The sequence below is a fragment of the Micromonospora pallida genome, assembly GCF_900090325.1.
GTDB lineage: Bacteria > Actinomycetota > Actinomycetes > Mycobacteriales > Micromonosporaceae > Micromonospora > Micromonospora pallida.
Genome location: NZ_FMHW01000002.1, coordinates 6,785,286 through 6,811,482, shown reverse-complemented (window position 1 = coordinate 6,811,482; position 26,197 = coordinate 6,785,286). Strand labels below are relative to the sequence as shown.

Sequence of the window (26,197 nt, the reverse complement as noted above, 5' to 3'; positions counted from 1 at the left end):
ACACGGCGGAGCCCCGGAGGTGAAATCGGATCCCCCCTCCCCCACCACGGACCGCGTCACCGCAGGTCAGGGCACCACACGGAGGCGGCGCACGTCGGCGGCGGGCAGCGGCTCGACCTCCGCCTGGGCGCCGAACCAGGCCTCCAGCCGCTCGTACGGCAGCGGACGGCTGAACAGGAAGCCCTGGCCGATGTCGCAGCCGATGTCCTGGAGCAGTTCCAGGGTCAACTCGCTCTCCACCCCCTCGGCCACCACGGCCAGACCGAACTGCTGCGAGAGGGTCACCACGGCGTTGACGATCGCCAGGTCCCCGGGATCGGTCGCCATGCCCTGCACGAAGGACCGGTCGACCTTCACCTCGTGCACCGGTAGCCGGCGCAGGTACGCCAGGGAGAACGAGCCGGAGCCGAAGTCGTCCACCGAGAGGCGTACACCGAGGTCGCGCAGGCGGCGCAGGGTGGGGATCGGACGGTCCGTGCCGTCCAGGACCCCGGTCTCCTTGATCTCGAAGGTGAGCCGGTGCGGCGGCACGTCGTACTCGTCCAGCAGCTCGCGTACCTGGTCGGGGAAGTGCCGGTCGGTGAGCGTACGCGCGGAGAGGTTGACCGCGACGGAGAGCGGCTGCTCGACGTGCGTCCAGTCCCGACAGCGCCGCAGCCCCTCGCGGAGCACCATCTCGGTGAGACGGCCGAGTTGGCCGGTGTGCTCGGCCACCGCGACGAAGTCCTCCGGCGTGACCGTGCCGTGCGCCGGATGCTCCCAGCGGGCCAGGCACTCCACGCCGACCAGCCGCCGGTCGCGCAGGGTCACCTTGGGCTGGAAGTAGACCTCGACCCCGCCCTCGTCAAGGGCCTGCCGCAGATCACCGGCGACACCGAGGCGGCGCAACGACCGGGACTCCAGCGCCGGACTGAACAGTTGGATGCTGCCCGGCATGGACTTCGCCGCCGTCGCGGCCAACTCCACCCGTTGCAGCAGGGTGGCCGGGTCGCTGCCGTGGTCCGGGTGGACGGCGACCCCGACCGCGGTGTCCACGTCCAGGGTGAGCGGCTCGAAGACCATCTCGTCGCGGATCTGCTCGCGCAGCCGAGCGGCCAGCTCCAGGGCCGCGTCGGCGCTCTCCACCCGGAGGGTAAGCAGGAACTCGTCCCCGCCGAGCCGCCCGACCAGGGCCGACGACGGGGCCGACGCCCGCAGCCGCTCGGCGACCTCGGCGAGGACCTTGTCCCCAGCGACGTGGCCGAGGGACTCGTTGACCTGGCGCAGCCCGTCGACGTCGAAGAGGAGGACGGCGACCACCTCGCCCGGGGCGCGGATCTGGACCGCCTCGCCGAGCGCGTCGGTGATCCGTCGCCGGTTCGGCAGCTTGGTCAGCCCGTCGTGGTACGCGTCGTGCCGGAGCCGGTCGACCAGCCGGGAGTTCTCCAGGGCGACCGCGGCGTGCGCGGCCACCGTCTCGAACACGGGAACGTCGTCCGAGGTGAAGTGACCCGCGTCACTGAGCCGGTTGACCACCTCGAGCGTCCCGATCACCGCCTGACCGGAGCGCAGCGGCACTGCGATGACGTCCTTGACGCCGGTGCCGCGCAGGGCGGCGCCGAGCAGGTCGTCGCCGTCGAGCCGGGCGCCCCAGACCAGGGTCCGCCGCTCCCGACGGGCCTCCTCCCGCACCACCACCGGAGTGGGGGCGACGTCGAGCAGGCCCGGAGTGTCCACCCGGGCGGTGAGCAGGACCTCGGAGTGCCGCCCCTGGGCGGGCAGCCAGAGGATGGCGTACTCGGCCTGCATGAGCTTGCGGATCCGGCCCAGCAGGACGTCGATCAGGGTGCCGTCCTGCCCGCTGGCGGTCATCGCCCGGGTCAGCTCGTACATGTCGCCGAGAGTGCGGTGCTGGCGGAAGAACTGCGCGTAGGAGCGGTAGACCAGCACCACCGCGAAGGCCAGCACCGCGATGAGCACCAGGGCCCACCAGGTGGTCTCGATCGCGATCAGGACCACCAGGCCCATGACCACGTTGATGCCCGACGTCAACAGCGGTGGACCCGCCGTGCGGATCACCTCCCGCCCAGCCTGCCACCCGTGCATCAGGGAGATCACACCACCGACCGCCGCCAGGGAGGCCAGGGTGTTCAGGATGACCGCCCCGAACAGGGTCAGCCAGGTGCGTGGCCCGACGTCGTCCAGAGGCGGCAGCGAAACCAGCAGCAGCCCGGCCAACGACACCGAGGCGCCCGCCTTGGCGACGTTGAACCACAGCTTGGTGGGTGGGGTGCGGCGGCTGAACTGCACGAGGAGCACCGCCGTCACGCTCAACACGACGACCGTCAGCGGCGGCAGCCAGAAGAAGGCGAGGACGAGCGGTAGCTCATTGATGGTGAAGGTCAGTCCCTGCCGGCGGATGACGAAGTGCAGCACCTGGCTGACGGCCGCGACCGTCACGACCAGCAGGGCGAGCGTCAGTACCGGATTACCGAAGGACGGGTCCGAGACAAGCCCGAGGACGACCGAACAGACCACGGCGAAGATGGCCAGCGGACCGGTGATCAGCCAGGCCTGGTCGGTCGATCTGCGCGACGACGGGCGAGCGCTCGTCATCCGGCTCCCTCGTTACTCGTGTCTCGAACGGACCTCCAACCAACGACCTCTCGACGACGTCGGACCGACCTCAGGGGACGAGGACGGAGGCCATCGACACCGGGGCACTCCACTCGAAGTCGGAGTCCGGGTTGACACTGTCCGTGCCGAAGAAGCCGGCGGCCACGGCAAAGGCCATCAGCGCCATGACTACGGCAAACCGAAAGGGCTTCCGACCAGACATCGTTGCGCTCCTGTCAACAGGGGTGGGGGAGAAGACGGATGGAGGAGGTTCCACGATCGTGCCACAGAGGCCCGATGGAGCAAAGAGGTGTGGGAACGGGCCCGCCGTGGATTGGTCAGGTTCGGACCGTTCTCACCTACCCCGATTTCTAATGTCTACCCCCGGTTTCAGTGTTCATCTCACCATGTGCACCTTCCCACGGATGTTGCCGTAGTACGTGATTCGCCATCAATCACCAAGATCGCCACCACTCGTACACCCGCCGCCACCTGCCCCGATGCGCCTTCAACCGTAGCCCCCAGGACCGACAGAAATCGAGAGATGTCGAACGCCGGGAATTGGTGCGGGCGGGAACCGCCGCCGGCAAATGCTCACCGTCCCCGGCGAGTCGCCAGCTCTTCCCACCCGTCGCAACGCCCGGCCACAGTCGCGAGGCCGCCCACAACCAGTCCACGTACCGCCCCGACGTCCACATAGTGGGCGGCGCGTCGCGCCGGACGGAGCGGCCACAGTGCACCACCATGCCGTGGACCGCCACCGTTCCGTCGACGTGCCACCGCGCCACTGTGCCGTTGACCCGCTACCGGGCCGTTGACTCGCTACCGGGCCGACGGCCGGGCGGCGCGGACCGCCTCGGCGAGCGAGGTCGGCTCCCGGCCGATCAGCGCCCGCAGGTCGTCACCATCCACGTACAGGTCACCCTCGGCCAGCCCCCGGTCGGCGTCGGCGAGGACGGCCGCGTACGACTCGGGCAGGCCCGCGCCGACCAGGACCTCGGTGTACTTCTCCACCGGCAGGTCGGTGTAGCCGACGTCCCGTCCGCTCTGCCGGGACACCTCGGCGGCCAGGTCGGTCATGGTGAACGGCGCGCCGCCCAGCTCGTACACCCGGCCGGCGTGCCCCTCGGTGGTCAGCACGGCGGCGGCGGCCTCGGCGTAGTCGGCGCGGGCCGCCGCGCTGACCCGGCCGTCGCGGGCCGCGCCGAGCACCCCGTGCTGGAGGTACGTGGCAAGCTGGCCGGTGTAGTTCTCCAGGTACCAGCCGTTGCGCAGCAGCACGTACGGCAGGCCCGATCCGGCCAGCTCCCGCTCGGTGGTCAGGTGCTCGGCGGCGAGCACGAGACTGGAGGTGTCGGCCTTGACGATGCTGGTGTACGCGACCAGCCCGACGCCGGCCTCCCGGGCCGCGGTGACCACGTTGCGGTGCTGCACCGTCCGGCGCCCGGCCTCGCTGCCAGAGACAAACATCAGCTTCTCGGCGCCGTAGAACGCGGTCCGCAACGACGCGGGATCGTCGTAGTCGGCCGTCCGCACCACCACGCCGCGCGCTTCGAGGTCGGCGAGGCGGGACACGTTGCGGCCGAGCGCGACGATCCGATCCGCCGGAACGCCGCGACGCAGCAGCGACTCGACGACGAGACGGCCGAGGTGACCGGTGGCACCGGTGACGACGATGGACATGTGCTCTCTCCTCTGGGTTCCCGGGTCTGACCTGTGTCACCTGGCCTCAACGGGAAGACTCTCTCATCACTTCCCGTTGGAGAGTAGGCACCTTGAAGTAACTTACTTACTGAGAGAGAGTAAAGGCGTGGAACCGGACCTTTACCAGCGGAACTGCGGCAGCCGGCAGGTTCTCGACCGGATCGGCGACCGGTGGAGCGTGCTCGTCGTACTCACCCTCGCCCACGGCGGCAAGCGCTACGGCGAACTGGCCCAGCGCATCGACGGGGTCAGCCAGAAGATGCTCACCCAGACACTGCGCGGCCTGGAACGCGACGGGCTCGTCACCCGCACCGTGCACGCCACCGTCCCGCCCCGGGTCGACTACGAGCTCACCGACCTCGGCCGCAGCCTGGTCGACCTGCTCGCCGGCCTGGAAGCCTGGGCGACCGGTCACCTGAGCGAGATCGAAGCCGCCCGCGCCTGCTACGACACCCGCTGACCGGCACCGGCAGGGGGTCTGGCACCTGCTCCCTACCCTCGGGGCCATGGCGTACCAGCAGATTCCGGCCCCCTCCGGTCCCCGCCGCACCACACGGACCATCCTCATCGTCGTCGCCGTGGTCCTGGTCCTCTGCTGCCTCGGCGGTTCGATCGGCGGCTTCTGGCTCTATCGCACCGTCAACGACGCGGTAGCACCGGTCTCGGACAGCGCCACCACATACCTGGACGCGGTACAGCGTGGCGACCACTCGACCGCCTACCGGCAGCTCTGCGCGCCCACCAGAAACCGGATCAGCGAGGACGAGTTCACCCGGATGCAGGCAGCCCAACCCCGCCTGCGCAACTACGAGATCACTTTCGTGAACGTCGCCAGCACCAACGGCCGGACCCAGGGCTCCGCGACCGTCCGGCTGATCCAGGAGAACGGCACCGAGACCACCCAGATCTTCCAGCTGGTCAAGGAAGATGGCGCCTGGCGCGTCTGCCAGCAGTAGCCGCGTCGGTAGAAGTGCCGCCGGCCAGGGAACGTTGGTAGCAGCGCCCGCAGCTGTGGGCGCTGGTAGCAGGGGACCCCTGTTACCGCTTTTTGAGGAGCAGGGGTCCCCTGCTACCACCTGAGCGCCGGTCACCGGAGGGTCAGGCGGCGGGCGCAGGGGCCGTCGTGGTCGGCGCGGAGCAGGCAGCGCCGGCCACCTGGCAACTGGGCGTCGCAGAAGACCCCACGTACCGCTCCGGCATCAGCGGCACGCCCGCAGTGGGGCGTACGAGCGCGGCCGGTAGATGTCCGGTCTCGTTGCTCCCCCGGATCGGTGACGTTGACGACCGGGTCGGAATACGATTCGCATTCCGTTCCGCCTCTCTGTGCTCCTCAGCCTGGAAGGGCGGCCCACCCGCCCGCCGCGCACGGGCGGACCGCCCGGCACCCACCGCCGCAGCTTCCATCAGCAGTACGGCAACAGGGCCACATCGTCGAACAACTGGCTTAAGCCAGTTATCCGTGAGGCCACCTTGCCGCGCCGCGGTGAAGTTGTCAACGACTGGCTTAAGCCACTTGAGGTAGTCTCACGAAGCCAGGACGAAAGGGCAGGTGATCACATGGGTGGTCAGGAGGACCGGCGGCCGCCGAGCCGGCGCATCGCCGACGAGCTGCGAGCCGCGATCAAGAACGGCGACCTCCAGGACGGCGACCGGCTGCCGTCCGAGCGCGAACTGTCCGCGAGGTACACCACCGCGCGTAACACTGCGCGGGAGGCGGTGGGCATCCTCCAGGCCGAGGGACTTGCCGTCGCCCAGCACGGCCGTGGGGTCTTCGTCCGACTTCGCCGGCCCCTGATGCGGCTCGGCCGCGAGCGGTACTCGCGACAGGCCCGTACCGAAACCGGCCTCTCCCCCTTCCGGATCGAGGTCGAACGCCAGGGCCGGATTCCCCACGTCGAATGCCGTTCGGTCACCACCGTTCCACCACCGCCCGAGGTGGCCGATCGACTCAAGCTCAACGACGACCAGTTGGTCGTACGCCGAGAGAACTGGTACTTCGCCGACGACGAGCCCGTCCAGGTGGGTGTCACCTACATCCCGGCTGCCCTGGTGGAGGATTCACCACTGGGGCGGGAGAAGAAGCTCGGACCGGGCAGCATCTACCAGCGGTTCGAGGATCTCGGCCATCCCATCGTCCGCATGCGTGAGGAGGTGAGCGCCCGGATGCCCACGCCCGAAGAGGTCAAGGACCTCGGCATACCACCCGGAGTGCCAGTGCTGGACGTACTCCACACCAGTGTCGACGACCAGGGACAGCCGTTCGAGGTAACCCGGTTCGTCATGCGGGCCGACCTCAACGGCCTCGACTACGAGATGCCCGTTGACGACTGACCACCGGGCCGTCAGTCGGGCCGGGCTCGTCCGGGTGGTGGGCCTGGCCCTGCTCTGGGGGTCGGGCTTCCTCTGGATCAAGCTCGCCCTGCGCGGCTTCGACCCCGTACAGATCGTCTTCGCCCGGCTCCTGCTCGGTTTTGTCGTCCTCGCGCCGCTCGCGCTGGCGCGCGGCGCACGGTTCCCACGAGACCGGCGGCTGTGGGGGCACCTGTTCGTCGCCGCGCTGCTCGCCAACGCGGTCCCGTATGTGCTGTTCAGCGTCGCCGAACAGACCGTCGGGTCGAATGTCGCCGGGGTGCTCAACGCCACCACCCCGCTGTGGACTCTCCTTCTCGCGTTCCTGGTCGGGGTAGACCGCTCGGTGAGCTGGGCGAAGGCCGGTGGGTTCGTGCTCGGTTTCCTCGGCGTCGTCGTGGTCTTCTCCCCGTGGGAGTCCGCCAACGAGATCGCGAGCTGGGGTGGGCTCGCCTGCCTCGCCGCGGCCGTCTGCTACGGAATCAGCTACGTCTACATGGGCCGTTATCTGGCCGGCCGCGGAATCAGTCCGGTCATGCTGTCGGCGAGCCAGCTCGGCGCGGCCACCGTCCTGCTCGCCCTGGCCATGCCGGTCGCCGGGCTCGAGCCGCCCACCTGGCGCTGGGACGCGGTGACGAGCCTGCTCGTGCTCGGCGTCCTCGGTACCGGCGCGGCCTATGTCCTGAACTACCGCATCATCGCCGATGAGGGTGCGACCGCCGCTTCCGTCGTCGGGTACCTGCTGCCGCTGGTCGCCGTCGGTCTGGGCTGGCTCGTCGTGGACGAGGCCGTCACCCCGGCGATCCTGGCCGGCGTCACGATGGTCCTCGTCGGCGTCGTGCTCACCCGCCGTACGCCGGGCGAGGCGGGGCGGGCGGCATCCGGCGTCCGGTCAGTCGGCCGGCGGGAGACGGTAGACGGAGACGTGCGAACGTGACTCGGCGGTGAACTCCGACCGCACCCAGTCCGCGTGCCGGCTTTCCAGCTCGAAACCGGCCAGTTGTGCCATGAGGTCCAGCTCGGCGGGCCAGATGTAACGGTGTGGGCTCCGGAAAAGCTGCGCCTGCCGTCCCTCGCCGAACTGGAAGTGGTGCGAGACCACGTGCTGGTGCAGCAGGTCATAGGTGTCCAGGCCGATGTAGCCGGGCTCGGAACCCCAGACCACGGCCTGCTGACCCGGTGGGAGCTTGCGCAGCTCCGGCACCCACAACTCGATCACGAACCGCCCGCCAGGGGCGAGGTGACGGGCCGCGTTACGGAAGCACGCGACCTGTTCGGCCTGGGTGAGCAGGTTGGAGATCGTGTTGTAGACGAGGTAGACCAACGAGTACTCGCCGGGCGCGACGGTGGTCGCCATGTCACCGACGACCACGGGGATCGTCGCCTCGTCCACCTTCGTCCGGAGCTGGTCGACCATCGGACGGCACAGCTCGATACCGGTGACGGACACTCCCCGTTCGGCGAGCGGGATGGCCACCCGGCCGGTGCCGATGGCGAACTCCACCGCCCGCCCGCCGTCAGCGAGTTCGGCGAGGCGGTTCACGGTCGGGCCGAGTACCTCGGGGGCGAACATCCCGGTACCGGGTGTGTCGTAGCTGCGAGCCGCGTCGATGTTCCAGATGTCCTCTTGGCGCACATCCCCGACGGTGTCAATGAATGGTGCAGGTGTCGACTTGTTTTACGCCAGGGACCGGGATCGCATCTGGTGCGGGAGCACTCACGGTCCGTTGCCGTAATCGGTGCACGACTGAGGTCCTCCGAGAGGGAACGTGCACAAGCTGCAGAACCTCGGAGGGAAAGCACCATCACGGTTGGACGCCGGAGACGACGAGGGGCCCGGTCGGTTGACCGGGCCCCTCGGTGGAGCGGGTGGAACAGGTGGAGCGGGTGGTCAGCGGAGCTCGGCCAGCCGCTCCCGCACCGACTCGGCCGCCTTCGCGGCATCCTCCGGCGTACGCACGGCGGAGGTGTCGGTCGCGCCGGCGGTACGCGCACCCGACCCGGCGACCCGGGCGACGTCCGTCGGGTTGTTCACCGCGTTCGCGCCGAGCGGACCGCCGATCCAGTACCCGGCCTGGTTGCGCTGCCGGTCACTGATCACCGGCGCGGAGCCGAAGACCAGCACGTCCCGGGTGGAGGCGCTCGACTCGGCGAGCAGTAGCTCGGCCTCGAAGGCGAGGTCGGTCGCGGCGCCCTGGGTGAGCATCAGCGGTCCGTTGACCACCGCCATCAGCGCGCCGCCGGAGAGCGCGTCCGGCCAGTTGGCCCCGGTGGCGAGACCGACGTGGTGACTCCCGCCGAAGAAGGTCCAGGCGGTGTAGAGCGCGGTCTCGTACCGACTATCACCCCACACGTCGACGGCGTCCGGGCCGTCGTAGGCGGCGGCCGCCTGGGCGGCGTACCGGCCGATGCCGTAGAGAGTCCGGCTGTCCCGGTCGAGACCGTCCAGGTACGCCTTGGTGGACACCGGGAGCTTGGCGTCGTTGGTGAGGATCACCACGGCCGACCAGTTGCTCGTCGGGTGACTGTACGAACCGGCGGCGGCCCCGGCGGCGAGCGCATCCGGGTAGTTCATGCCGGTGGCCATGAGCACCAGGTCCGGGCTCGGGTCGATCGCGTTGGCGATCGCCACCGAGGTGGAGAAGCGGTCGCTGCCGGCAAGCCGTACCGGGTTGTAGCCGAGAGCCCGGACGGCGTCCTCGACCCCGGTGGAAAGCGCGCCGGGGCTACCGAGCAGGTAGACCGTCCCACCCGGGGCGAGCACCCGCTGGATCTCGGCCTTGGTGCTGGCCTCCAGCGAGGTGGGCGGCGTCATCAGCAGCGGGCCACGCTTGAAGGCGGCCAGCGCCGAACCGCTCAGCGCGTCGGCGAAGGTGTCCGACCGGGAGAGCACCACCGAGTTGGCCTGCTCGCGGGTGTCCGCCGCGTTGCCGTACGTCTTCCAGTGCGACTGGGAGACAGCGGCGGCGGTGGTGAACCGGTTCGTACCGGCGAGCCGGGCGACCCGGTCCTTCTTGCGCGGCTGGTAGGCCGGGACCCCGCTGGCACCGTGGATCGGGACCGGGAAATCCGCCTGCGTACCGTCGGCCAGCGCAGTGGCGACCCCGCTGCCCTGGCTGAAGGCGATGGTCTTGCCGTCCGGCGACCACACCGGGTTGTCGTGCGCCGGCGTGTTGCGGGTGACGACGACCTCGTTGTTCCCGGCCAGGTCGGAGACGATGATCTGACCGTTACGGACGAACGCCACCTTCGTACCGTCGGGCGACAGGGCCGGGTTCGAGCCGTTGTCGTCGATGACGGTGATCCACTCGGCCTCGGGCTTTGAGCCGTCGAAGAGCACCACGCTGGACGGTCCGGTCGGCGAACCGGCGCCGTTGTCCGCCTGCCGCTGGAAGACCACCCGGTGGTCGTGGCCGCCGTCCGGGTTGCGGTAGTGCTGGGTGTCACCGGGCGGGCTGAGCTGGTTCCCGAAGTCGGTGAAGGACGAGCTGGGAGCCATCCGGATCCGCCACGACTGACCGGCGGGCTTCTCCGCCCAGATGATGCTGGACCCGTTACCCCGCCAGGTGGGGCTCTCCCGGACGGTGCCCGGCTCGCCGGGGATCTGCCAGAAACCCCACTCGCCGTCCCAGCGGAGGGTGCCGATCCCGCCGTCCCCACTGACGAAGGCGGCGATGCTGCCGTCCGGGGACCAGGCGGCGTGCTTGATTGACTCGGGCTCCGGGAAGCCGAGCTCGGTGCGGGAGGGGTCGTTGTAGAACCGGATCAAGCTGCTGCCGATGCTGGTGGTCAGGACGTTGCCCGTGCCCGGCAGGCTGGCGCTGGCGCCCGGCGCCGCCGCCACGAGCGCGGTCGAGCCGACCGCGAGGGCCGAGGCGAGCGCCACCGACCCACGAAGGGTAGAAGAAGACAAGAGGGGACTCCCCGTCGAAGACCGCGCCGCAGCACTCCAACCGTCGGCCGGCCAATCCGGCCCGGGGCGGCGCAGTTGCCCAGAACCTTAGGGAATTCTTAGGAAGCGCGCTGTCCCGATCACCACCGGACGTCGATCTCTGACCGAACGGATGATCATGGAGGGCGTCCCCCGGACAGCCCTCGGTCGATGTCACACGCTCCGTTCGGCCGGTAACCGCACTGCGTGACGCGGTCGAACGATCGTCACCTTTCCGTACCCGGTCAGGGGTGCTGCCGGCGTTGGTGTGACAGCTCGGTGTGGTGGTGTCCGCCGGGGTGGCTGTCCGGATCGGTGTGCACGGTGGCGGTGGTCAGCCGGGGTACGGCGTGGGTGAGTTGGTGTTCCGCGTCGGCTGCGATCTCGTGAGCGGCGACGAGACTGAGACGGGCGTCGACGACCAGCTCGGCTTCGGCGTGCAGTCGGTGACCGATCCAGCGGAGGCGGATCGCGGCCACGTCGCGGACTCCGTCGACGGCCCGGAGTGTCGTCTCAGCCTGGTCGACCACGGCGGGGTCCACGGCGTCCATGAGTCGCCGGTACACCTCGCGGGCGGCGTCCTTGAGGACGAAGGCGATGGCGACCGCGATGACCAGGCCGACGACGGGGTCGGCCCACCGCCAGCCGAGCGCGGCCCCGCCGGCGGCGAGGAGTACGGCGAGGGAGGTGTAGCCATCGGTGCGGGCGTGCAGGCCGTCGGCGACCAGGGCGGCGGAGCCGATACGGCGGCCGACCCGGATGCGGTAGCGGGCGACGAGTTCGTTGCCGACGAAGCCGACGAGGCCGGCGGCGGCGACCCAGGGCAGGTGGCTGACCTCGGCCGGGTGCAGCAGACGAGCGACGGCGGTCCAGGCTGCGGCGACAGCGGAGGCGGCGATGACCGCGACGATGAAGATGCCGGCGATGTCCTCGGCCCGGCCGTAGCCGTAGGTGTAGGCGCGGGTGGCTGCCCGCCGGCCGAGCAGAAAGGCGATGCCCAGGGGTACGGCGGTCAGCGCGTCGGCGACGTTGTGCAGGGTGTCGCCGAGCAGGGCGACCGAGCCGGACAGCACCACGATGACCGCCTGGGCCACGGCCGTGACACCAAGGCCGACCAGCGAGATCCACAGCGCGCGTAGCCCCTCGCGAGAGGACTCCAACGCGGGGTCGATCTTCGTACGGGAGTCGTGCGAGTGCGGAACGACCGCGTGGGTCAGCCGGTGCCACCAGGCAGCGAGCCGGCCCCCGTGGTGAGGGCCGTGGCCGTGGTCATGGCTGTGACCGTGCTCGCGGTCGTGGCTGTGCTCGTGGTCGTGGTCGTGGTCGTCCACCGCGTCCCCCGTGTCGTCGAGCGGGTCGGCACATCTGACAGCGGCGATAATATGTGCTCATGTACGCACGCGACAATGATGCAGGTGCCGCTGACCTGCAACAACACCTTCCTGCCGACAGCCAGGTGGAGGCGGCAACGGAGATGTTGCGGATGCTGGCCGATGGCACCCGGCTACGGTTGATGCGGCTACTCACCGACGGCGAGCACGACGTGACCACGTTGGTCACCGCGCTGGGGGTCGCCCGGCCGGCCGTGTCGCAGCACCTCGCCAAGCTACGGCTGGCGGGACTGGTGACGGCACGACGGGAGGGCCGGCGATCCCTCTACACAGCGCGGGGCGGGCACGTACGCCGGCTGGTGACCGAGGTCCTGCACGCCGCCTCCCACCGGGTGACCGGCCTCCCCGACCACGAGTGAACCCGCGAGGCTCACTCGGTGGGCTCGGAGCGGAGGTCGGCGCAACTCCGCCAAATGATGTACGACAGGGTCCGGCGATCGAGGGCGGCAGGTCGAGCCGGTACGGTGCTGCGGGTCTCCGGGGGCCTTTGCCGACCAACGTCCTGTCATGTCGATGTCCGGGTGCTGCCGCTGAGGCGCCTACACCAAAGGCTGGTACCAGACGTAGGGCCGGGTGTCGCCCGGCAAGGAGAGACGGGTCTTCCGAAGGTTCAGTCGGTCGAGGGCCGCGCATGATGACCGCTCATCGGGCAGGACGCGAAACAAGTGCGTCGCCAAGGGCCACTCGGTGAGCAACCAGTCGTTCACGGCCTCAACCACAACGTCGGCCAGACCGGTTCCCTGCTGGTCTTGGCGAAGCCAGAAAGTGACCATCGCAGAAGCCGCCGGTACGGCGTCAAGGATTCGGCGATCGGCCCCAGCGCGTTGGAGGTACTCGCGGAGTGGATTCACGTACAGGCAGCCCAGCGCCTCGCGCAGAGACGGGGCGAGGAGGACAAACGTGAACGCGCGGCGGTTCTCGTGATCAGCCTGGTGCTTCGCGACCAGTTTCAGGTCATCCTCAAGGGTGAACCCATCGATGGGCCACCGGCCGTCGCTGTGTGCGCGGATGACGTGCGGGCTTGCCATGTACGACGCGTAATCCAAGGCAGCCGTGTCGGTGGTCAGCGGCGTCGCAACGAATCGTTCGTGGTGCAGTCCGGATGGAATCGCCGCAGTCTCGTCGAACATTGGTCCTTCTTTCGTCCATACGAAGCGGAACCGTAATCGACAGGAAGGCAACACGCGGACCTGCCGCGATCAGCGCGCTGAGATGTCGCAGATCAGTTGGCGGACGCCTGTCGCATATCAGCGACGGAGAAAACAGCCCTCATCGAAGATGACTGCCGAATAAGCCTCTTAAGAATCAAGGCGGCCCGGCCCCGGCCTGCTGGCGACCTCCGGCCGGCATCGGCCGGGCCGGCCGGCCACACTAGGCGGACACAAGACCTTGAAGACCTCGGGGCTCCGCCCCGAACCCCGGCCCTCCTCAGAGATCAGCCACCAGACGGATCGCCCTTCTTCAAAAACACGGTCGAGACCCTTCCCTCGCGATCACACCAGCCGACGCAGCAGCGACCCCCGCACTGACTGCCGTTGCAATCGAGCTCACGGCCGTCCAGTCAACCGCCACGCTCAGCTCCGTTCCGCGTGCCCGCTGCGTGCCCGATAGGCCGGACAAGCAGAGGTAACCAAGGTCAACACCAGCACACGACGACAAAGTCCCCTGATCTGCGTTTCCGCAGGTCAAGGGCCTTACCGTTCCCTGGTGGCGGGTAGAGGATTCGAACCTCTGTAGCTTTCGCGACGGAGTTACAGAGCGCCAAGCTCGACGCGCTGAGCAGGCAAAACAGCCTCCTGGCCAGCCCGTGTGACACGCATACGACACACGGGCAGTCAGCCACCGCACCTAGCCATGCCCAGGTCGACCACGCCTGCTCTCCCCACAGTCGGGGGCACCAAGCACCGCCTGCCAGTGTCGAACACGCCGTCTGGCAACGAGCGGCTGTATCATCACCGCCTGCTGCAACCTTGGGCGCCGACCGATCGACGCCGAGCGGATGGCCGACGCCGTCAGGCTGGCGGAGTTCTTCGCCGCGCACTACCGGGCCGCCGTCGCCACCATCGGCACCGACACCGCGATGGAGAACGCCCGCTACGTACTCGGCGTGCTCACCACCAAGGGCATGACCACCTTCACCCGCCGGGAACTGCACCGCCGCGTCTCCCGCCGACTACCCAAGTCCGACGAGGTGTCGGCGGTGCTCGCCGAACTGGCCGCCCTCGGATGGGTCCGCCACGGCCCGGACGGCCGCTACGAACTGCACCCCCGCGCCACCGCAGAGGACCCCGGAAGAGTTGACACGCTGACACCCACCCCCGACAGCGGTGTTTCCGCAGGTCAGCACGGCCGGGAGGGTGTCAACGGGGCGCGTTGACACCTGTTGACAGGCGTTGACAACCCACCGGTCACCGACGCCGCGCCGGGAGCCCGAGCCTTCTCGCCTTCGCGATCATGAGGCCACCGACGATCATGACCACGTAGCCGAGGAGGTAAATGCCGCCCTCGCTGACCTGGATGGCCGTAAAGCCTGCCGCCGCTCCGGCGGCAGCAAGCCCACCACCGACAGCAAATAGGACCCCGCGCTTCGTCATGTCATGAGCCAAGCACGACCTCACCTGGTGAGCAATCGCCTGGCAGTGCCCTGCCGCTGGCCCGTTCGGTGTCAACGGGTGTCAACGCCTGTCAACGCCCGGCGTTGACACCCTGATACCGGCTTCCACCTGCGGAAACGTCCACGTGGCGGCCGATTGTCAACGTGTCAACGCTTCCCGCCCCTCTCCCGGCCACGTCCGGCCCGCCGGTCGCCCGCCGCACCCGGAACGACTCACTGAGAGCCACGGAGACGGATAGGCCCTACGCCCCTTACACCCGGCTGCCTCGGATCTTGGCTCTACGGCGCTCTCAGTGGGCCGCTCTGCACGTTCTGTGGCTATGCATCCCGAACCCTCCACATATGGCCAGCGCACACCGGAAGGTCCCCACGATCCGAATCAGGCTCCACGGCACCCCCACCGAAACCGCCGCAGCACTGGCCGCCATCGCACGAGTGCTGCACATCCACCAGGTCAGCCGGCCCTACCCCGACCGCCGATCCCCGATGTTCCAGCGCATCTACCTCGACGCCACCCCGAGGGAGGACACCCGCCAATGACCACCCGACCGCAGCGCACCACCCCCACCGGCAACCTGCTCACCCTCACTGAAGCTCTCGCCGAGCTGCGCGTACCCCGGTCGACCTTCTTCCGCTGGAAGGCCACCGGCCGCGCACCCCGAACCATCAAGTACCCCAACGGCAGCCTGTACGTCCGCCGCCGCGACCTGGACGCATGGCTCACCGACCACGAAGAGGCAGCATGAGCACCTACGACGTACGCGTACACGGCATCCTCAAGAACCAACTCGCCAAGGGCTACTCCTACGTGGTCCGGTGGAAGGTGGCTGGTCGCGCGTTCCGCAAGACGTTCGCGACCCGCGCACTGGCCGAGAGCTTCCGGTCAAAGCTGGTCGTGGCCCAGCGGGAAGGCGTCGCGTTCGATGAGGCCAGCGGCCTACCCGAGCCGATGGCGCGGGCGCTCAACACCCGATCCTGGTACGAGCACGCCGTGGCCTACGTCGATATGAAATGGCCCCGCGCATCGGCGAAGCATCGCAAGGGCATCGCCGAAACGCTGGCCACTGTCACGCCGGCCCTGCTCGCGACCGACCGGGGCACACCCAACGACAAGGCCCTACGGGCCGCGCTCTACGGGTGGGTGTTCAACAAGGCCCGCCGCGACGCCGGGGGGCCACCCGCCAATCTCGCCACCGCCGTGCGCTGGCTCAAGGTCAACACGGTTGACCTGGCTGCGCTCGCCGACGCCGCGTTGATCCGTAAGGCCCTCGACACGCTCGCACTGCGGATGGACGGCGCTCCCGCCTCACCGAGCACCATCGCCCGCAAGCGGGCCGTCTTCTCCGGCGCACTCAAGTACGCCGTAGAGCTGCGTCTACTCGACGCGCACCCGATGTCCCTGGTGAGCTGGACCGCACCGAAGACGGCGGATGAGGTGGACCGCCGGGCGGTGGTCAACCCCGATCAGGCACGGGCGCTTCTCGCCGAGGCGGGGCGCGCGGTACCCGAACTGGAAGCGTTCTTCGGATGCATGTACTACGCCGCGCTACGGCCCGAGGAAGTGTTGCATCTACGCGAAGACGAGTACGAGCGGCCCGCCCAGCGTGGAGGATGGGGCGTGCTGCACCTGACCGGCTCGACAGTGGCCGTGGGTCGAGACTGGGGCGATGGCGACAACACCGCCGAGGATTGAGAGCTGAAACACCGGGCGAAGACGGCCACGCGGGATGTGCCGGTGCCGCCGCCGCTCGTGCGGCTGCTCGATCATCACATCAGGGAGTACCCGCCCGGATCGAACGGCAAGCTGTTCGTCACCCGGCGCGGCCCCGGCGGGCGGTACGTGCCCACTGCCGGCCAACCGATCCCGAACAACACCTACGGCAAGGCATGGCGGGACGCGCGGGCAAAGGTGCTCACGCCGGCTCAGCAGCGCTCACCGCTGGCCCGGCGTCCGTACGACCTGCGGCACGCGGCCGTGTCGCTCTGGCTCAACGCCGGGGTGCCGGCTACCCAGGTCGCCGAGTGGGCCGGGCACAGCGTGCACGTCCTCATGCGTGTCTACGCGAAGTGCGTCTACGGCCAAGAGGAGGCGGCCCGCCGCCGGGTAGAGGCGGCGCTCGGCCTGCCGCCGGCCACCGCCGCAACCCCACCAGCCGATGACGATTCCACCAGACCTAACCCGACAACTACGCCCTGACGGAACCCGCCTGGCGGCTTCCGTCACCCGCTGATCTCGGCGACACGTATACGACACAACCAGCGAGATTGAGCGGGTTGGAGCGAGACTGAGCGAGACTCACGAAAGAGGCCCCTGACCGGCGTTCATGCTGGTCAGGGGCCTCTTTGTGCACCTGGTGGCGGGTAGAGGATTCGAACCTCTGTAGCTTTCGCGACGGATTTACAGTCCGCTCCCATTGGCCGCTCGGGCAACCCGCCAGGGCGTACTGCCACGCCGTAACGCGGCAGCGGAGCAAGGATAGCGGCTCCACCCAGGGTCCGTGCAACCGGGTACGGTCAGGGGGTCGTACCGCTGGTCAGTGACGGCCACGACACAGTCAGACAGCCGGACAAGCAGGAGCATGAGCATGGCAGCGAACCCGTCGTTCGACATCGTCAGCAAGGTCGACCGTCAGGAGGTCGACAACGCCCTCCGCCAGGCGGAGAAGGAGCTCGCGACGCGGTTCGACTTCCGGGGCACCGGCGCGGAGATCTCCTGGTCGGGCGAGGAGGCGATCAGCCTCCAGGCGGAGACCGAGGAGCGGGTCCGCGCCGCGCTGGAGGTCTTCAAGGAGAAGCTGGTCAAGCGCAACATCTCGTTGAAGTCGCTGGACGCGGGTGACCCGCGCCCGTCGGGCAAGATCTTCAAGATCGACGCCAAGGTGATCCAGGGCATCGAGTCGGACAAGGCCAAGGCGATCAGCAAGAAGATCCGGGACGAGGGGCCGAAGGGTGTCCAGGCGCAGATCCAGGGCGACCAGCTCCGCGTCACCGGCAAGAAGAAGGACGACCTCCAGGCGGTCATCACCCTGCTCAAGGCGGAGGACTTCGGGGTCGCCCTCCAGTTCACCAACTACCGCTGACGGTCCCCGACATGCGGCTCCGCGACGTCCAGGCCGACGACGTGGAGGCGTACGTCCGGATGCGTTGCGACCCGGCGATGACGGCCCACCTCGGTGGGCCGTTTCCCCGGGACCGGGTGGAGGCCCAGGTGGCCCTGGACGTCGAACTGGTTGCCCGGGACACCAGCCTGATCAAGATGATCGTCGTCGACTCCCCCGTGGCGGACACGGTGGCGGGCACGGTGACGCTCTGGCCGCACGAGGTCGACGGCGAGCCCGGGGCGGAGATCGGCTGGATGGTGCTCCCCGAGCACCAGGGACGCGGACTCGGCCGGCGAGCGGTCCGGAGCCTGCTCGACCTGGCCGGCTCCGACGGCCGGTGGGGCGTGGTTCATGCCTTCCCGGCCGTCGACAACGTCCCCTCGAACGGCATCTGCCGGGCCCTCGGCTTCACGTCCCTCGGCGAGCGGGAGTGGCCGTTCCGGGGGCGGGTCTTCCGCGTCCACCACTGGCGGATCGACCTGCGTGGCTGAACCGCCCCCGGAGGTACCGCGCGGGTCAGGCCGCCTCGGCAGCGAGCGCGTGCTCGGCGCGTACCGATCGGGCCTCGGCGCGGGCGATGGGGCCGGCGGGGCGGGCCGCCACCCCGGCCGCGACGGCGACCGCCGCCCCGGCGAAGACGAAGGCCCACGACACGCTGCCGTGGTCGACGATCAGGCCAGCCGCCGCGCTGCCGGCCGCGCTCCCGCCGACCGACACGGTCACCACCCAGGTGTACGCCTCGTTGAGCATGCCGGCCGGGGTGACCCGGCCGACCAGGGTGTTCTCCAGGGTGAGCGCGGGTGCGATGGTCGCGCCACCGACCACCAGCGCCGTGCCGAGCGCCAGCGGGGTGGGCATCACCGCGAAGACCAGGAAGCTGGCCGCCACCCCGCCGAGCAGCCAGGCGAACTGGCGGGTCATGTTCCGGGGCGGGCGGCGGGTGCCGTACCAGAAGCCGCCGACCGCGCTGCCGACGCCCCAGACGGCGAGCAGCACACCGGCGAGGCTCTCGGCGTCGGTGTCGATCGAGGTGCTCGCGTACGCGGGCACGGTCACGCCCGCCGCGCCGAACGCCAGGCCGAGCCCTGCGACGCAGACCAGCAGCGCGGGGAATCCCGGGGCGCGCAGCGGGCCGAGCCCTCGGGCATGGGCGTGCCGGGGGTGCGGCTGCCAGGCCCGCATCACCCGGCCGAGGGCGACCACGCCGGTGCCGACCAGGGTGACCACGGCCGACCCGACCAGGGCCGCCGTGGCGTCGGCGACCAGCACGAACCCGGCCACCAGCAGCGGGCCGAGGACGAAGACGACCTCGAAGAGGGTGGTCTCGGCGGCCAGCGCGGTGTTGCGTAGGTGGTACCGGCCGCTGGCGACGGTGGTGAGGTCGTTCCAGGCACCGCGGATCGCGGCGGTGAGCGGCGGGTACGTGGCACCGGCCAGCGCGGACGCGACGTAGATCAGAGGCAACGCCTCGGCCCCGGCGCGGCTGGCCAGCAGCAGGCCGACCAGGGCGAGCGGGTGGGCCGTCCCGGTGGCGAGCAGGACCGGCGTGGGGCCGATCCGGTCGGCGATCCGTCCGGCCACCGGGCTGAACGCGGCCCCCGCGATGGCATACGTCGCTCCGGCGACGGCGGCCAGCGAGTAGCGTCCGGTGACCTCCTCGACGAGCAGCAGCAACGCCAGCGAGGTCATCCCGATCCCGAGCCGGCCGATGATGCCGGTGACCAGCAGCACCGGCGCTCCGGGGATCTGCCATATGTCCCGGTACCGACCCAGTGCGGCCACGGTGTCTCCTCTGCTGCGGACGCAGCCGTTCGCGCCCGCGGTGAGCGGTGATGGTGTGTGGCGGCGCGGTAATGGGCGGACGGCTCTACGACCCTGACGCCGGACAGTCCGACCATAACCTGTTCCGGGAGCACGGAGAAATGGTTACCGCGCCCACCGGGGACGGACGGGTGACAGGGTTCCGCCCGCGACCGGGACCTGGTCGCGGGCGGAACGGGTGGCGTTCAGGGCGGTCGGGGCGGTCCCCCGGTGCACGGAAGGCGCGCCCGGCGGTCCCCCGGCATATGGGATAGGCGCGCCCCGCACGCCGGCGGGTCAGCGCTGGAACTGCACGGGACCGCTGGACGCCGCCATCTGCTCCAGGCGGCGTACCCGCTCCTCCATCCTCGGGTGGGTGGAGAAGAGAGCGGCTACGCCACCCCCCTTGAACGGGTTGTCGATCATCAGGTGCGCGGTGCTGGTCAACTGTCCCTGGGCGGGCAGCGGCCGGCGCTGGGTGCCCATGTGGATCTTGCGGAGGGCGCTGGCCAGGGCCAGCGGGTCACGGGTGAGCTGGGCACCCGAGGCGTCCGCCTGGAACTCCCGGCTCCGGCTGATCGCCAACTGGATCACCGTGGCCGCGATCGGGCCGAGAATGATGGTCAGCAGCAGCACGATCGGGTTCGGCGCGTCCTCGTCGTCCCCGCCGCCGAGCGGGATGAACCAGGCGATGTTCGCCAGCATGGTGATGATGCCGGCCAGGCCGGCGGCCACGCTGGAGATCAGGATGTCCCGGTTGTAGACGTGGGACAGCTCGTGTCCGATGACGCCCCGCAGTTCCCGGTAGTCGAGGATCTCGGTGATGCCCTGGGTGACGCAGACGGCCGCGTTCTGCGGGTTACGGCCGGTGGCGAACGCGTTCGGCTGGGTGGTCGGGCTGACGTACAACCTCGGCATCGGCTGCCGTGCCTCGGTCGCCAACTCGCGCACCATCCGGTACAGCTCCGGGAACTGCGCCTCGCTCACCGGCTGGGCCCGCATCGACCGCAGAGCCAGCTTGTCGGAGTAGAAGTAGCTGACACCGTTCATGGCCAGGGAGACCAGGACGGCGATGACCAGTCCGCCGCTGCCGCCGAACCAGTAGCCCACCGCCAGGATCAGGGAGGTGAGCAGGCCGAGCAGCGCGGCGGTCTTGAGACGGTTGTGATGCACGATCACTCCTTCGGTGCCCGGATCCGAGGGGGATCCGTCGACCGGAACAACCGTCCGGTACCCCGCAACCATCCCTCTCATGACTGTGAGTTACCTGAGAAGGGCACGCGAAGGCAGCGACAGCCGCCCGAACGACGATCCGCCGGCTACACCAAACCAAACAGGAGCTGCGGGGCGAGACCGAGCACCGCCGCGACAGCGGTGGCGACCGCCAGCGTCGCGACTACGCTGCGCGACCGCCGGAGGGTGGGCGCCGGTTCGGCTGCCGGCGCGTACAGGGTCGCGGCGACCCGGAGGTAGTAGGCCAGGCCGACCACCGCGTTCAGGGCCACCACCAGCGCCAACCAGCCCGCCCCGCCGGTCAGCAGCGAGCGGACCACGGTCACCTTGGCGAAGAGCCCGGCCAGCCCCGGCGGCAGTCCGGCCAGCCCGACCAGGGCCAGTCCGTACGCCGCCCCCGTCCACCGGTGTCGCCGGGCCGCGCCCTGGTACTCCGCCACCGTGCCGCCGTCCGCCCCGTCCGGACGCAGCGCCACCACGCCCGCGAAGGCACCCAGTTCCAGGACCACGAAGAAGACCGCGTACGCGACGGCGGCGGCGTACGCGGCGGCGCGGGCGTCGGTGGTACGCCCGGCGGCCAACGCCAACGCGCCCAGCGGGGCGAGGATGTAGCCGGCCTGGGCCACCGAGGACCAGGCGAGCAGCCGGACCATGCGCCGCTGCCGCAGCGCCACCAGGTTGCCGACGGTCATGGTCAGGGCGGCCAGCAGGGCGAGCACCGGGCCGGTGACGGTCGCCGGCAGCGCGTGCTGGACGACCGCGAGCAGCGCGACCACCCCGCCGAGCTTCGAGGCCGTCGACAGGTACGCGGCCACCGGCACCGGTGCGCCGTCGTAGGTGGCCGGCGCCCAGGCGTGGAACGGCACCGCCGCCACCTTGAACGCCAGCCCGAGCACCACCAGCGTCACGGCGACCGTGGTCAGCGGCAGGTCGAGCAGTGCCGCGTCCTCGGTCAGCGTCGCGCCGAGCGGACGCAGGTGCAGCCGTCCGGTGACCGCGTAGAGCAGTGCCGCGCCGAGCAGGGTGACCGTGGTGGCCACCACGCTGACCACGAAGAAGGTCACCGCCGCCTCGGCCCCGGCCACGCTGCCCCGGCGCAGCCCGACCAGCACGTACAGCGGCAGGGTGAGCGTCTCCAGCGCCACGATCAGGGTGATCAGGTCACCGGCCGCGCCGAGCACCACGCCGCCGGTCATCGAGCAGGCGAGCAGGAAGCAGAACTCCCCCACCGGCATCCGCCCGCCGCGTAGCAACGGACCGGCCAGCGCCAGCACCCCGAGGGTGAGCAGGGCGAAGACCGCCCCGACCAGCCCCGCCCGGTCGTCGGCCACCCAGGAGCAGCCATCGGCGACGCAGAACGTCCCCCGGTCGCCGTCGGCCCCGACCAGGGCCGCGCCGAGCGCGGTGGCCGTCGCGCCGACCGCCCCGGCCGCCACCGTGGCGCGTGGTCGGGCCAGCAGCAGGTCGGTCAGGAGCACGAGGACGGCGGTGCCGGCGGCCAGGTACCCGGGCAGCAGCGCCACATGGTCGACGGACTGGACCAAACTCACGGGACTCGCGCTCACGGATGCACCACCTCCAGGAGGGCGGCGACCGGGGCCTCGGCGACCCCGAGCACCAGCGTCGGCACCAGGCCGATCGCCAGGGCGAGCAGCACCAGCGGGGCCCAGGCGGCGAGTTCCGCTCCGGCGATGCCCGGGGAGAGGCCCGCCACCGTCGGAGCGGGCCGCCCGTGGGTGACCCGGCGCAGCAGCCGCAGCAGGTACGCGGCGGTGAGTGCCCCGCCCACCGCGGCGAGCACCCCGAGCGTGGTCCACAGCGCCCCGCCGACCTGGATCGCGGCCACCACGGCGAACGCCTCGCCCCAGAAGCCGGCGAGGCCGGGCAGGCCGAGCGAGGCGATCGCGGCGAAGGCGAGCAGCCCGGCGAGACGGGGCGTGGTCTCCCGCAGCCCGGACAGGCCGGCCAGTTCGCCGGTGTGCGTACGGTCCTTGACCGCCCCGGCGAGGAAGAACAGCAGGCCGGTGATGACGCCGTGCGCGACGTTGCCGATCAGTGCCGCCTGGATGCCGGTGGCGGTGAGCGTGGCGATGCCGAGCAGCACGAAGCCCATGTGCCCGACGCTGGAGTACGCGATCAGCCGCTTCAGTTCGTCCTGGGCGAGACAGACCAGTGAACCGACGACGATCGCGGCGACGGCGAGCACGCCGAGCACCGGCGCGGCCCAGCGGGCCCCCTCCGGGGCCACTCCGACGGCGACCCGGACCAGGCCGTACGTGCCCATCTTGAGCAGGACCCCGGCGAGGATGACGCTGCCGACGGTGGGTGCCTGGGTGTGCGCGTCGGGCAGCCAGGTGTGCAGCGGCCAGAGCGGGCTCTTCACCGCGAAGGCCAGCCCGAGCAGGGTGAACGCGGCGAGCTGGGTGCCCCGGGACAGTCCCGTCCCGCCGGTCAGCGCGACGATGTCGGCGGTGCCGGCGGCCGACACCACGACGTACACCCCGACCAGCAGCAGCACCGAGCCGAAGAGGGTGTAGAGGGCGAACTTCCGCGCCGCCGCCCGGCGGGTCGTCTCCGAGTCCTCACCGGATCCGCCCCAACCGGCGATGACCGCGTACATCGGCAGCAGGACGACCTCGAAGAAGAGGAAGAAGAGGACCAGGTCGAGGGCGAGGAAGGTGCCGAGGATGCCGACCTCGATCACCAGCAGCAGGGCGACCAGGACGTTCCCCCGCCCACCGCCGGGCACCCGCCAGAGGGAGTACCCGCAGCAGAGCAGGGTGAGCAGGGCGGTCAGCACGACCAGCGGGTACGAGATGCCGTCCACCCCGAGGTGGAACCGCAGGTCCAGGTCGGGCACCCAGGCCACGTCGAGCCGGTGCCAGGGGAGCACCCCGGGTGTGCTGGCCGTGTACGCCGTCCAGCCGCTGTCGCCGCTGGCGAGCAGCGCCGCCGCCACCAGGGTCAGCGCGGCGGCGGCCGTACCGGCCAGTCGACCGACCCGGTCGGGCAGCGCGGCGGCCACGGCCGCACCGAGCGCGGGCAGCGCCAGCACCGCGACCAGCAGGAACTGACCGGTCGTCACGCGACACCCCCGAGCGGGCAGAAGCGGTGGGCGATCACCCGGCACCTCCGATCAGGGTGGCGGCGAGGCCGATGAGCAGTACGCCGGCCAGCACCGCCACCGCCGCCCGGGGCAGGGCCGCCCGGTGCAGCGCGGCCAGCCCGCCGCCGAGTCCGCGCGCGGCGCGTCCGCTGCCCTCGACCGCCCCGTCCACCACCCGCTCGTCCCCGGTACGCGCCAGGCGGGCCAACCCGACGACCGGGCGTACCACCAGGGCGTGCTGGACCGCGTCGAGCCGGAACGCGGACGCGAACACCAGCCGCAGCGGACCCAGCGCGGTGGCCGGGTCGGCGGCCCGGTCTCGCTGCCACCGCCACCCGGCGAGCCCCGCCCCGACCAGCAGCAACGCCACCGGCAGCAGCAGTTCGGGACCGAGGTGGATGAGCGTGTGCTCGGTTCCCGGCAGGCTGGCGGTCGGCGTGTGGAGCAGCCGTCGGGCGAACGCCCAGTCGAAGCCGGCCAGCCCGAGCAGGGCGGCGGGCACGGTAAGCAGCAGGATCGGCCAGCGCATCAGGGCCGGCGGGTCGTGCGGGTGGGCCAGCGGGGCCCGGCTGGCGCCGAGGAAGGTGCGCAGCAGAAGCCGGGTGGCGTACCAGGCGGTGACCGCGACACCGACCAGCCCGGCCAGCCAGACCAGCCAGCCGACCCAGGTCGGGGCGGGGCCGGTGCCGTGCCGGGCCGCCTCCTCGGCGACGGCGAGCACGCCCTCCTTGCTGAAGAAGCCGGACAGCGGCGGCACCCCGGCCAGCGCGCCGAGCCCGACCAGCGTGCACCAGAAGGTGACCGGCATGGCCCGACGTAGCCCGCCCATGCCGGACATCAGCGTGGTGCCGACCGCGTGGATCACCGCTCCGGCGGCGAGGAACAGCAGCGCCTTGAACGCGGCGTGGGTGAGCAGGTGGAACAGGGCAGCGGACGGGGAGCCGACGGCCAGCGCGCCGGTCATGTAGCCGATCTGGGAGACCGTGGACCAGGCGAGCACCCGCTTCAGGTCGTCCTGTGCGGTGGCGGCGAACGCGCCGAGCAGCAGGGTGACCGCGCCCATGACGCCGAGCACGGCCAGCGCGACCGGGGCCGCCTCGAACAGCGGGTACAGGCGGGTGACCGCGTACACCCCGGCGGCGACCATGGTCGCGGCGTGGATCAGCGCGGAGATCGGGGTGGGGCCGGCCATCGCGTCCGGCAGCCAGGTGTGCAGCGGGAACTGGGCGCTCTTGCCGGCCACCCCGGCGAGCAGCAGCAGGCAGGCGGCGGTGAGCGTACCGGTGGTGTGGTCGTGGGCGAGCACGTCGGCGATCCGGAAACTGCCGGCGCTCACCCCGAGCAGCGCGATGCCGAGCAGGAACCCGACGTCACCGACCCGGGTGACCAGGAACGCCTTCATCGCGGCGGCCGGGGCCTCCGGCAGCCGCCGGTCGTGGGCGATGAGCAGGTAGGAGCAGATACCCATCACCTCCCAGCCGACCAGCAGCGGGATCAAATCGCTGGCGACCACCACCAGCAGCATGGACCCGGTGAAGAGGCTGATCTGCGCCGCGTAGGGCGGGTAGCGGTGGTCGACCTCGACGTCGTCGTCCGGACCGCGCCGCAGGTAGGCCACCGAGTAGACCTGCACCGCGAGCGCGACCGTGGCCACCGCGACCGCGACCAGCGCCGCCGCGCCGTCCAGTCGGACACCGAGGGTCACCCGCAGCCCGCCCAGCTCGATCCAGGTCCGGGCGTACTCGGTCGGGCCGTCGAGGCTGACCAACAGGGCCACCGCGAGCAGCAGCGACCCGACCGCCCCGACCACGCCGAGGCCGATCGCCGTCCGCCGGGCCCGCTCCCCGCCGCCGACCCGGCCGCGCGGGGAGGGCGCCAGCAACAACCCGGTCAGCCCCGCCACCAGTGGTACGGCCGGCAGCAGCACGCCAAGGGTCTGGACACGATTCACCGGGCGACCTCCTCGGAGTGCCCGGGGCGTTCGGGCTGTTCGGGGCGCTCAGTCTGTTCAGGTCGCTTGGCCTGTTCAGGGCGCTCGGTGAGCGGGACCTCGTCCACGGCGACGCTGGCCCGCAGCCGGTAGAGCTGGAGCACGATGGCCAGTCCCACCCCGATCTCGGCGGCGGCGAGGACGATCACGAACAGCGCGAAGACCTGCCCACCGTGCGGCAGCGCGGCCCGGACGGTGGTGTCGGCGGTGACCAGGATCAGGTTGACCGCGTTCAGCATCAGTTCGACGGCCATCAGCACCAGCACGGCGTTGCGCCGCCGCAGTACGCCGTAGACGCCGAGCCCGAAGAGCAGCGCGGCCGTGACGTACGGGATGACCGGCCTCACCGGGCCACCCCCTTCCCCCGGCTGTCCCCGTCCTCG

At 70.6% G+C, this 26,197-nt stretch carries 23 protein-coding genes, 1 tRNA gene and 1 pseudogene; 11 read left to right on the top strand and 14 right to left on the bottom strand.

The features are described 5' to 3' along the window. Positions 1-66: 66 nt before the first annotated feature. Together GA0074692_RS29090 and GA0074692_RS29085 are read right to left on the bottom strand one after the other, a co-directional pair. On the bottom strand, positions 67-2,595 hold the full coding sequence (locus GA0074692_RS29090; protein WP_091650173.1) for a putative bifunctional diguanylate cyclase/phosphodiesterase: 2,529 nt from the start codon (positions 2,593-2,595) through the stop codon (positions 67-69). Between the two features lie 822 nt (positions 2,596-3,417). Next, positions 3,418-4,278 carry an SDR family oxidoreductase gene (locus GA0074692_RS29085; protein WP_091650169.1) on the bottom strand — a complete coding sequence of 287 codons (861 nt, stop codon included), beginning with the start codon at positions 4,276-4,278 and terminating at the stop codon, positions 3,418-3,420. Positions 4,279-4,405: 127 nt separating this feature from the next. Between GA0074692_RS29085 and GA0074692_RS29080 the strand changes: the two genes are divergently transcribed. The 4 genes from GA0074692_RS29080 (at position 4,406) to GA0074692_RS29065 (ending at position 7,585) form a co-directional block, all read left to right on the top strand. Then, on the top strand, positions 4,406-4,759 hold the full coding sequence (locus GA0074692_RS29080; protein WP_245730506.1) for a winged helix-turn-helix transcriptional regulator: 354 nt from the start codon (positions 4,406-4,408) through the stop codon (positions 4,757-4,759). 46 nt (positions 4,760-4,805) lie between these two features. Continuing rightward, the gene (locus GA0074692_RS29075; RefSeq protein ID WP_091650163.1) at positions 4,806-5,255 is read left to right on the top strand and encodes an Rv0361 family membrane protein; all 450 of its coding nucleotides are present in this window, start codon (positions 4,806-4,808) and stop codon (positions 5,253-5,255) included. Positions 5,256-5,856: 601 nt separating this feature from the next. Beyond that, complete coding sequence (locus tag GA0074692_RS29070) at positions 5,857-6,630, top strand: GntR family transcriptional regulator (RefSeq protein ID WP_091650161.1); 774 nt, start codon at positions 5,857-5,859, stop codon at positions 6,628-6,630. After that, a complete protein-coding gene (locus GA0074692_RS29065; protein WP_218106722.1) occupies positions 6,620-7,585 on the top strand; it encodes a DMT family transporter in 966 nt (321 codons plus the stop codon). Before GA0074692_RS29070 ends, GA0074692_RS29065 begins: the two co-directional genes overlap by 11 nt. On the opposite strand, the gene GA0074692_RS29060 is transcribed toward GA0074692_RS29065, so the two are convergent. The 3 genes from GA0074692_RS29060 to GA0074692_RS29050 all read right to left on the bottom strand — a co-directional run bounded on the left by GA0074692_RS29060 (position 7,541) and on the right by GA0074692_RS29050 (position 11,910). Next, a complete protein-coding gene (locus GA0074692_RS29060) occupies positions 7,541-8,284 on the bottom strand; it encodes a class I SAM-dependent methyltransferase (RefSeq protein WP_091650158.1) in 744 nt (247 codons plus the stop codon). The two genes, GA0074692_RS29065 and GA0074692_RS29060, sit on opposite strands and share 45 nt — an antisense overlap. Positions 8,285-8,539: 255 nt before the next feature. Continuing rightward, complete coding sequence (locus GA0074692_RS29055) at positions 8,540-10,534, bottom strand: cell wall-binding repeat-containing protein (RefSeq protein ID WP_091650153.1); 1,995 nt, start codon at positions 10,532-10,534, stop codon at positions 8,540-8,542. A 290-nt stretch (positions 10,535-10,824) separates the two neighbouring features. Further along, entirely contained in the window at positions 10,825-11,910 is a 1,086-nt protein-coding gene (locus GA0074692_RS29050; protein WP_091650150.1) for a cation diffusion facilitator family transporter, read from the bottom strand. A gap of 59 nt (positions 11,911-11,969) precedes the next feature. Between GA0074692_RS29050 and GA0074692_RS29045 the strand changes: the two genes are divergently transcribed. Continuing rightward, positions 11,970-12,329 (top strand): ArsR/SmtB family transcription factor, encoded by a 360-nt coding sequence (locus GA0074692_RS29045; RefSeq protein ID WP_091654259.1) that lies wholly within the window; start codon positions 11,970-11,972, stop codon positions 12,327-12,329. Between the two features lie 180 nt (positions 12,330-12,509). On the opposite strand, the gene GA0074692_RS29040 is transcribed toward GA0074692_RS29045, so the two are convergent. After that, positions 12,510-13,100 (bottom strand): GNAT family N-acetyltransferase, encoded by a 591-nt coding sequence (locus GA0074692_RS29040; RefSeq protein WP_091650146.1) that lies wholly within the window; start codon positions 13,098-13,100, stop codon positions 12,510-12,512. 869 nt (positions 13,101-13,969) lie between these two features. Between GA0074692_RS29040 and GA0074692_RS29035 the strand changes: the two genes are divergently transcribed. After that, positions 13,970-14,347: a hypothetical protein gene (locus tag GA0074692_RS29035; protein WP_245730505.1), complete on the top strand. Its 378-nt coding sequence runs from the start codon at positions 13,970-13,972 to the stop codon at positions 14,345-14,347. 31 nt (positions 14,348-14,378) lie between these two features. Here GA0074692_RS29035 and GA0074692_RS29030 read toward each other — a convergent pair whose 3' ends face one another. Further along, positions 14,379-14,564, bottom strand: coding sequence for a hypothetical protein (locus GA0074692_RS29030; protein ID WP_091650143.1), 186 nt, complete (start codon positions 14,562-14,564; stop codon positions 14,379-14,381). 362 nt (positions 14,565-14,926) lie between these two features. On the opposite strand from GA0074692_RS29030, the gene GA0074692_RS29025 reads away from it, so the two are divergent. The 3 genes and pseudogenes from GA0074692_RS29025 (at position 14,927) to GA0074692_RS37055 (ending at position 16,873) form a co-directional block, all read left to right on the top strand. Then, positions 14,927-15,124, top strand: a complete 198-nt coding sequence (locus GA0074692_RS29025; RefSeq protein WP_091650140.1) for a hypothetical protein — start codon at positions 14,927-14,929, stop codon at positions 15,122-15,124. Then, a complete protein-coding gene (locus GA0074692_RS29020; protein WP_091650135.1) occupies positions 15,121-15,330 on the top strand; it encodes a helix-turn-helix transcriptional regulator in 210 nt (69 codons plus the stop codon). The genes GA0074692_RS29025 and GA0074692_RS29020 overlap by 4 nt, the downstream gene beginning before the upstream one ends. Beyond that, positions 15,327-16,873, top strand: a pseudogene (locus GA0074692_RS37055) (tyrosine-type recombinase/integrase). The gene GA0074692_RS29020 and the pseudogene GA0074692_RS37055 overlap by 4 nt, the downstream one beginning before the upstream one ends. A gap of 63 nt (positions 16,874-16,936) precedes the next feature. Here the strand turns inward: GA0074692_RS37055 and GA0074692_RS29010 are convergent. Then, positions 16,937-17,020: transfer RNA gene (locus GA0074692_RS29010), tRNA-Tyr, on the bottom strand. A 149-nt stretch (positions 17,021-17,169) separates the two neighbouring features. Here GA0074692_RS29010 and GA0074692_RS29005 point away from each other — a divergent pair. Together GA0074692_RS29005 and GA0074692_RS29000 are read left to right on the top strand one after the other, a co-directional pair. Then, positions 17,170-17,664, top strand: coding sequence for a YajQ family cyclic di-GMP-binding protein (locus tag GA0074692_RS29005; RefSeq protein WP_091650132.1), 495 nt, complete (start codon positions 17,170-17,172; stop codon positions 17,662-17,664). Between the two features lie 11 nt (positions 17,665-17,675). Beyond that, the gene (locus GA0074692_RS29000; RefSeq protein ID WP_091650128.1) at positions 17,676-18,176 is read left to right on the top strand and encodes a GNAT family N-acetyltransferase; all 501 of its coding nucleotides are present in this window, start codon (positions 17,676-17,678) and stop codon (positions 18,174-18,176) included. Positions 18,177-18,201: 25 nt separating this feature from the next. Here GA0074692_RS29000 and GA0074692_RS28995 read toward each other — a convergent pair whose 3' ends face one another. The 6 genes from GA0074692_RS28995 to nuoK form a co-directional block, all read right to left on the bottom strand. Further along, positions 18,202-19,467, bottom strand: coding sequence for an MFS transporter (locus GA0074692_RS28995; protein ID WP_091650125.1), 1,266 nt, complete (start codon positions 19,465-19,467; stop codon positions 18,202-18,204). 315 nt (positions 19,468-19,782) lie between these two features. Next, positions 19,783-20,658, bottom strand: coding sequence for a zinc metalloprotease HtpX (gene htpX / locus GA0074692_RS28990; RefSeq protein WP_091654257.1), 876 nt, complete (start codon positions 20,656-20,658; stop codon positions 19,783-19,785). Between the two features lie 146 nt (positions 20,659-20,804). Further along, positions 20,805-22,268, bottom strand: a complete 1,464-nt coding sequence (locus tag GA0074692_RS28985) for an NADH-quinone oxidoreductase subunit N (RefSeq protein ID WP_091650120.1) — start codon at positions 22,266-22,268, stop codon at positions 20,805-20,807. A gap of 11 nt (positions 22,269-22,279) precedes the next feature. Beyond that, positions 22,280-23,803, bottom strand: coding sequence for a complex I subunit 4 family protein (locus tag GA0074692_RS28980; RefSeq protein ID WP_091650117.1), 1,524 nt, complete (start codon positions 23,801-23,803; stop codon positions 22,280-22,282). A gap of 34 nt (positions 23,804-23,837) precedes the next feature. Beyond that, entirely contained in the window at positions 23,838-25,775 is a 1,938-nt protein-coding gene (locus GA0074692_RS28975; protein WP_091650113.1) for an NADH-quinone oxidoreductase subunit 5 family protein, read from the bottom strand. Further along, positions 25,772-26,161, bottom strand: coding sequence for an NADH-quinone oxidoreductase subunit NuoK (gene nuoK, locus GA0074692_RS28970; RefSeq protein WP_245730504.1), 390 nt, complete (start codon positions 26,159-26,161; stop codon positions 25,772-25,774). The genes GA0074692_RS28975 and nuoK overlap by 4 nt, the downstream gene beginning before the upstream one ends. Positions 26,162-26,197: the final 36 nt, after the last annotated feature.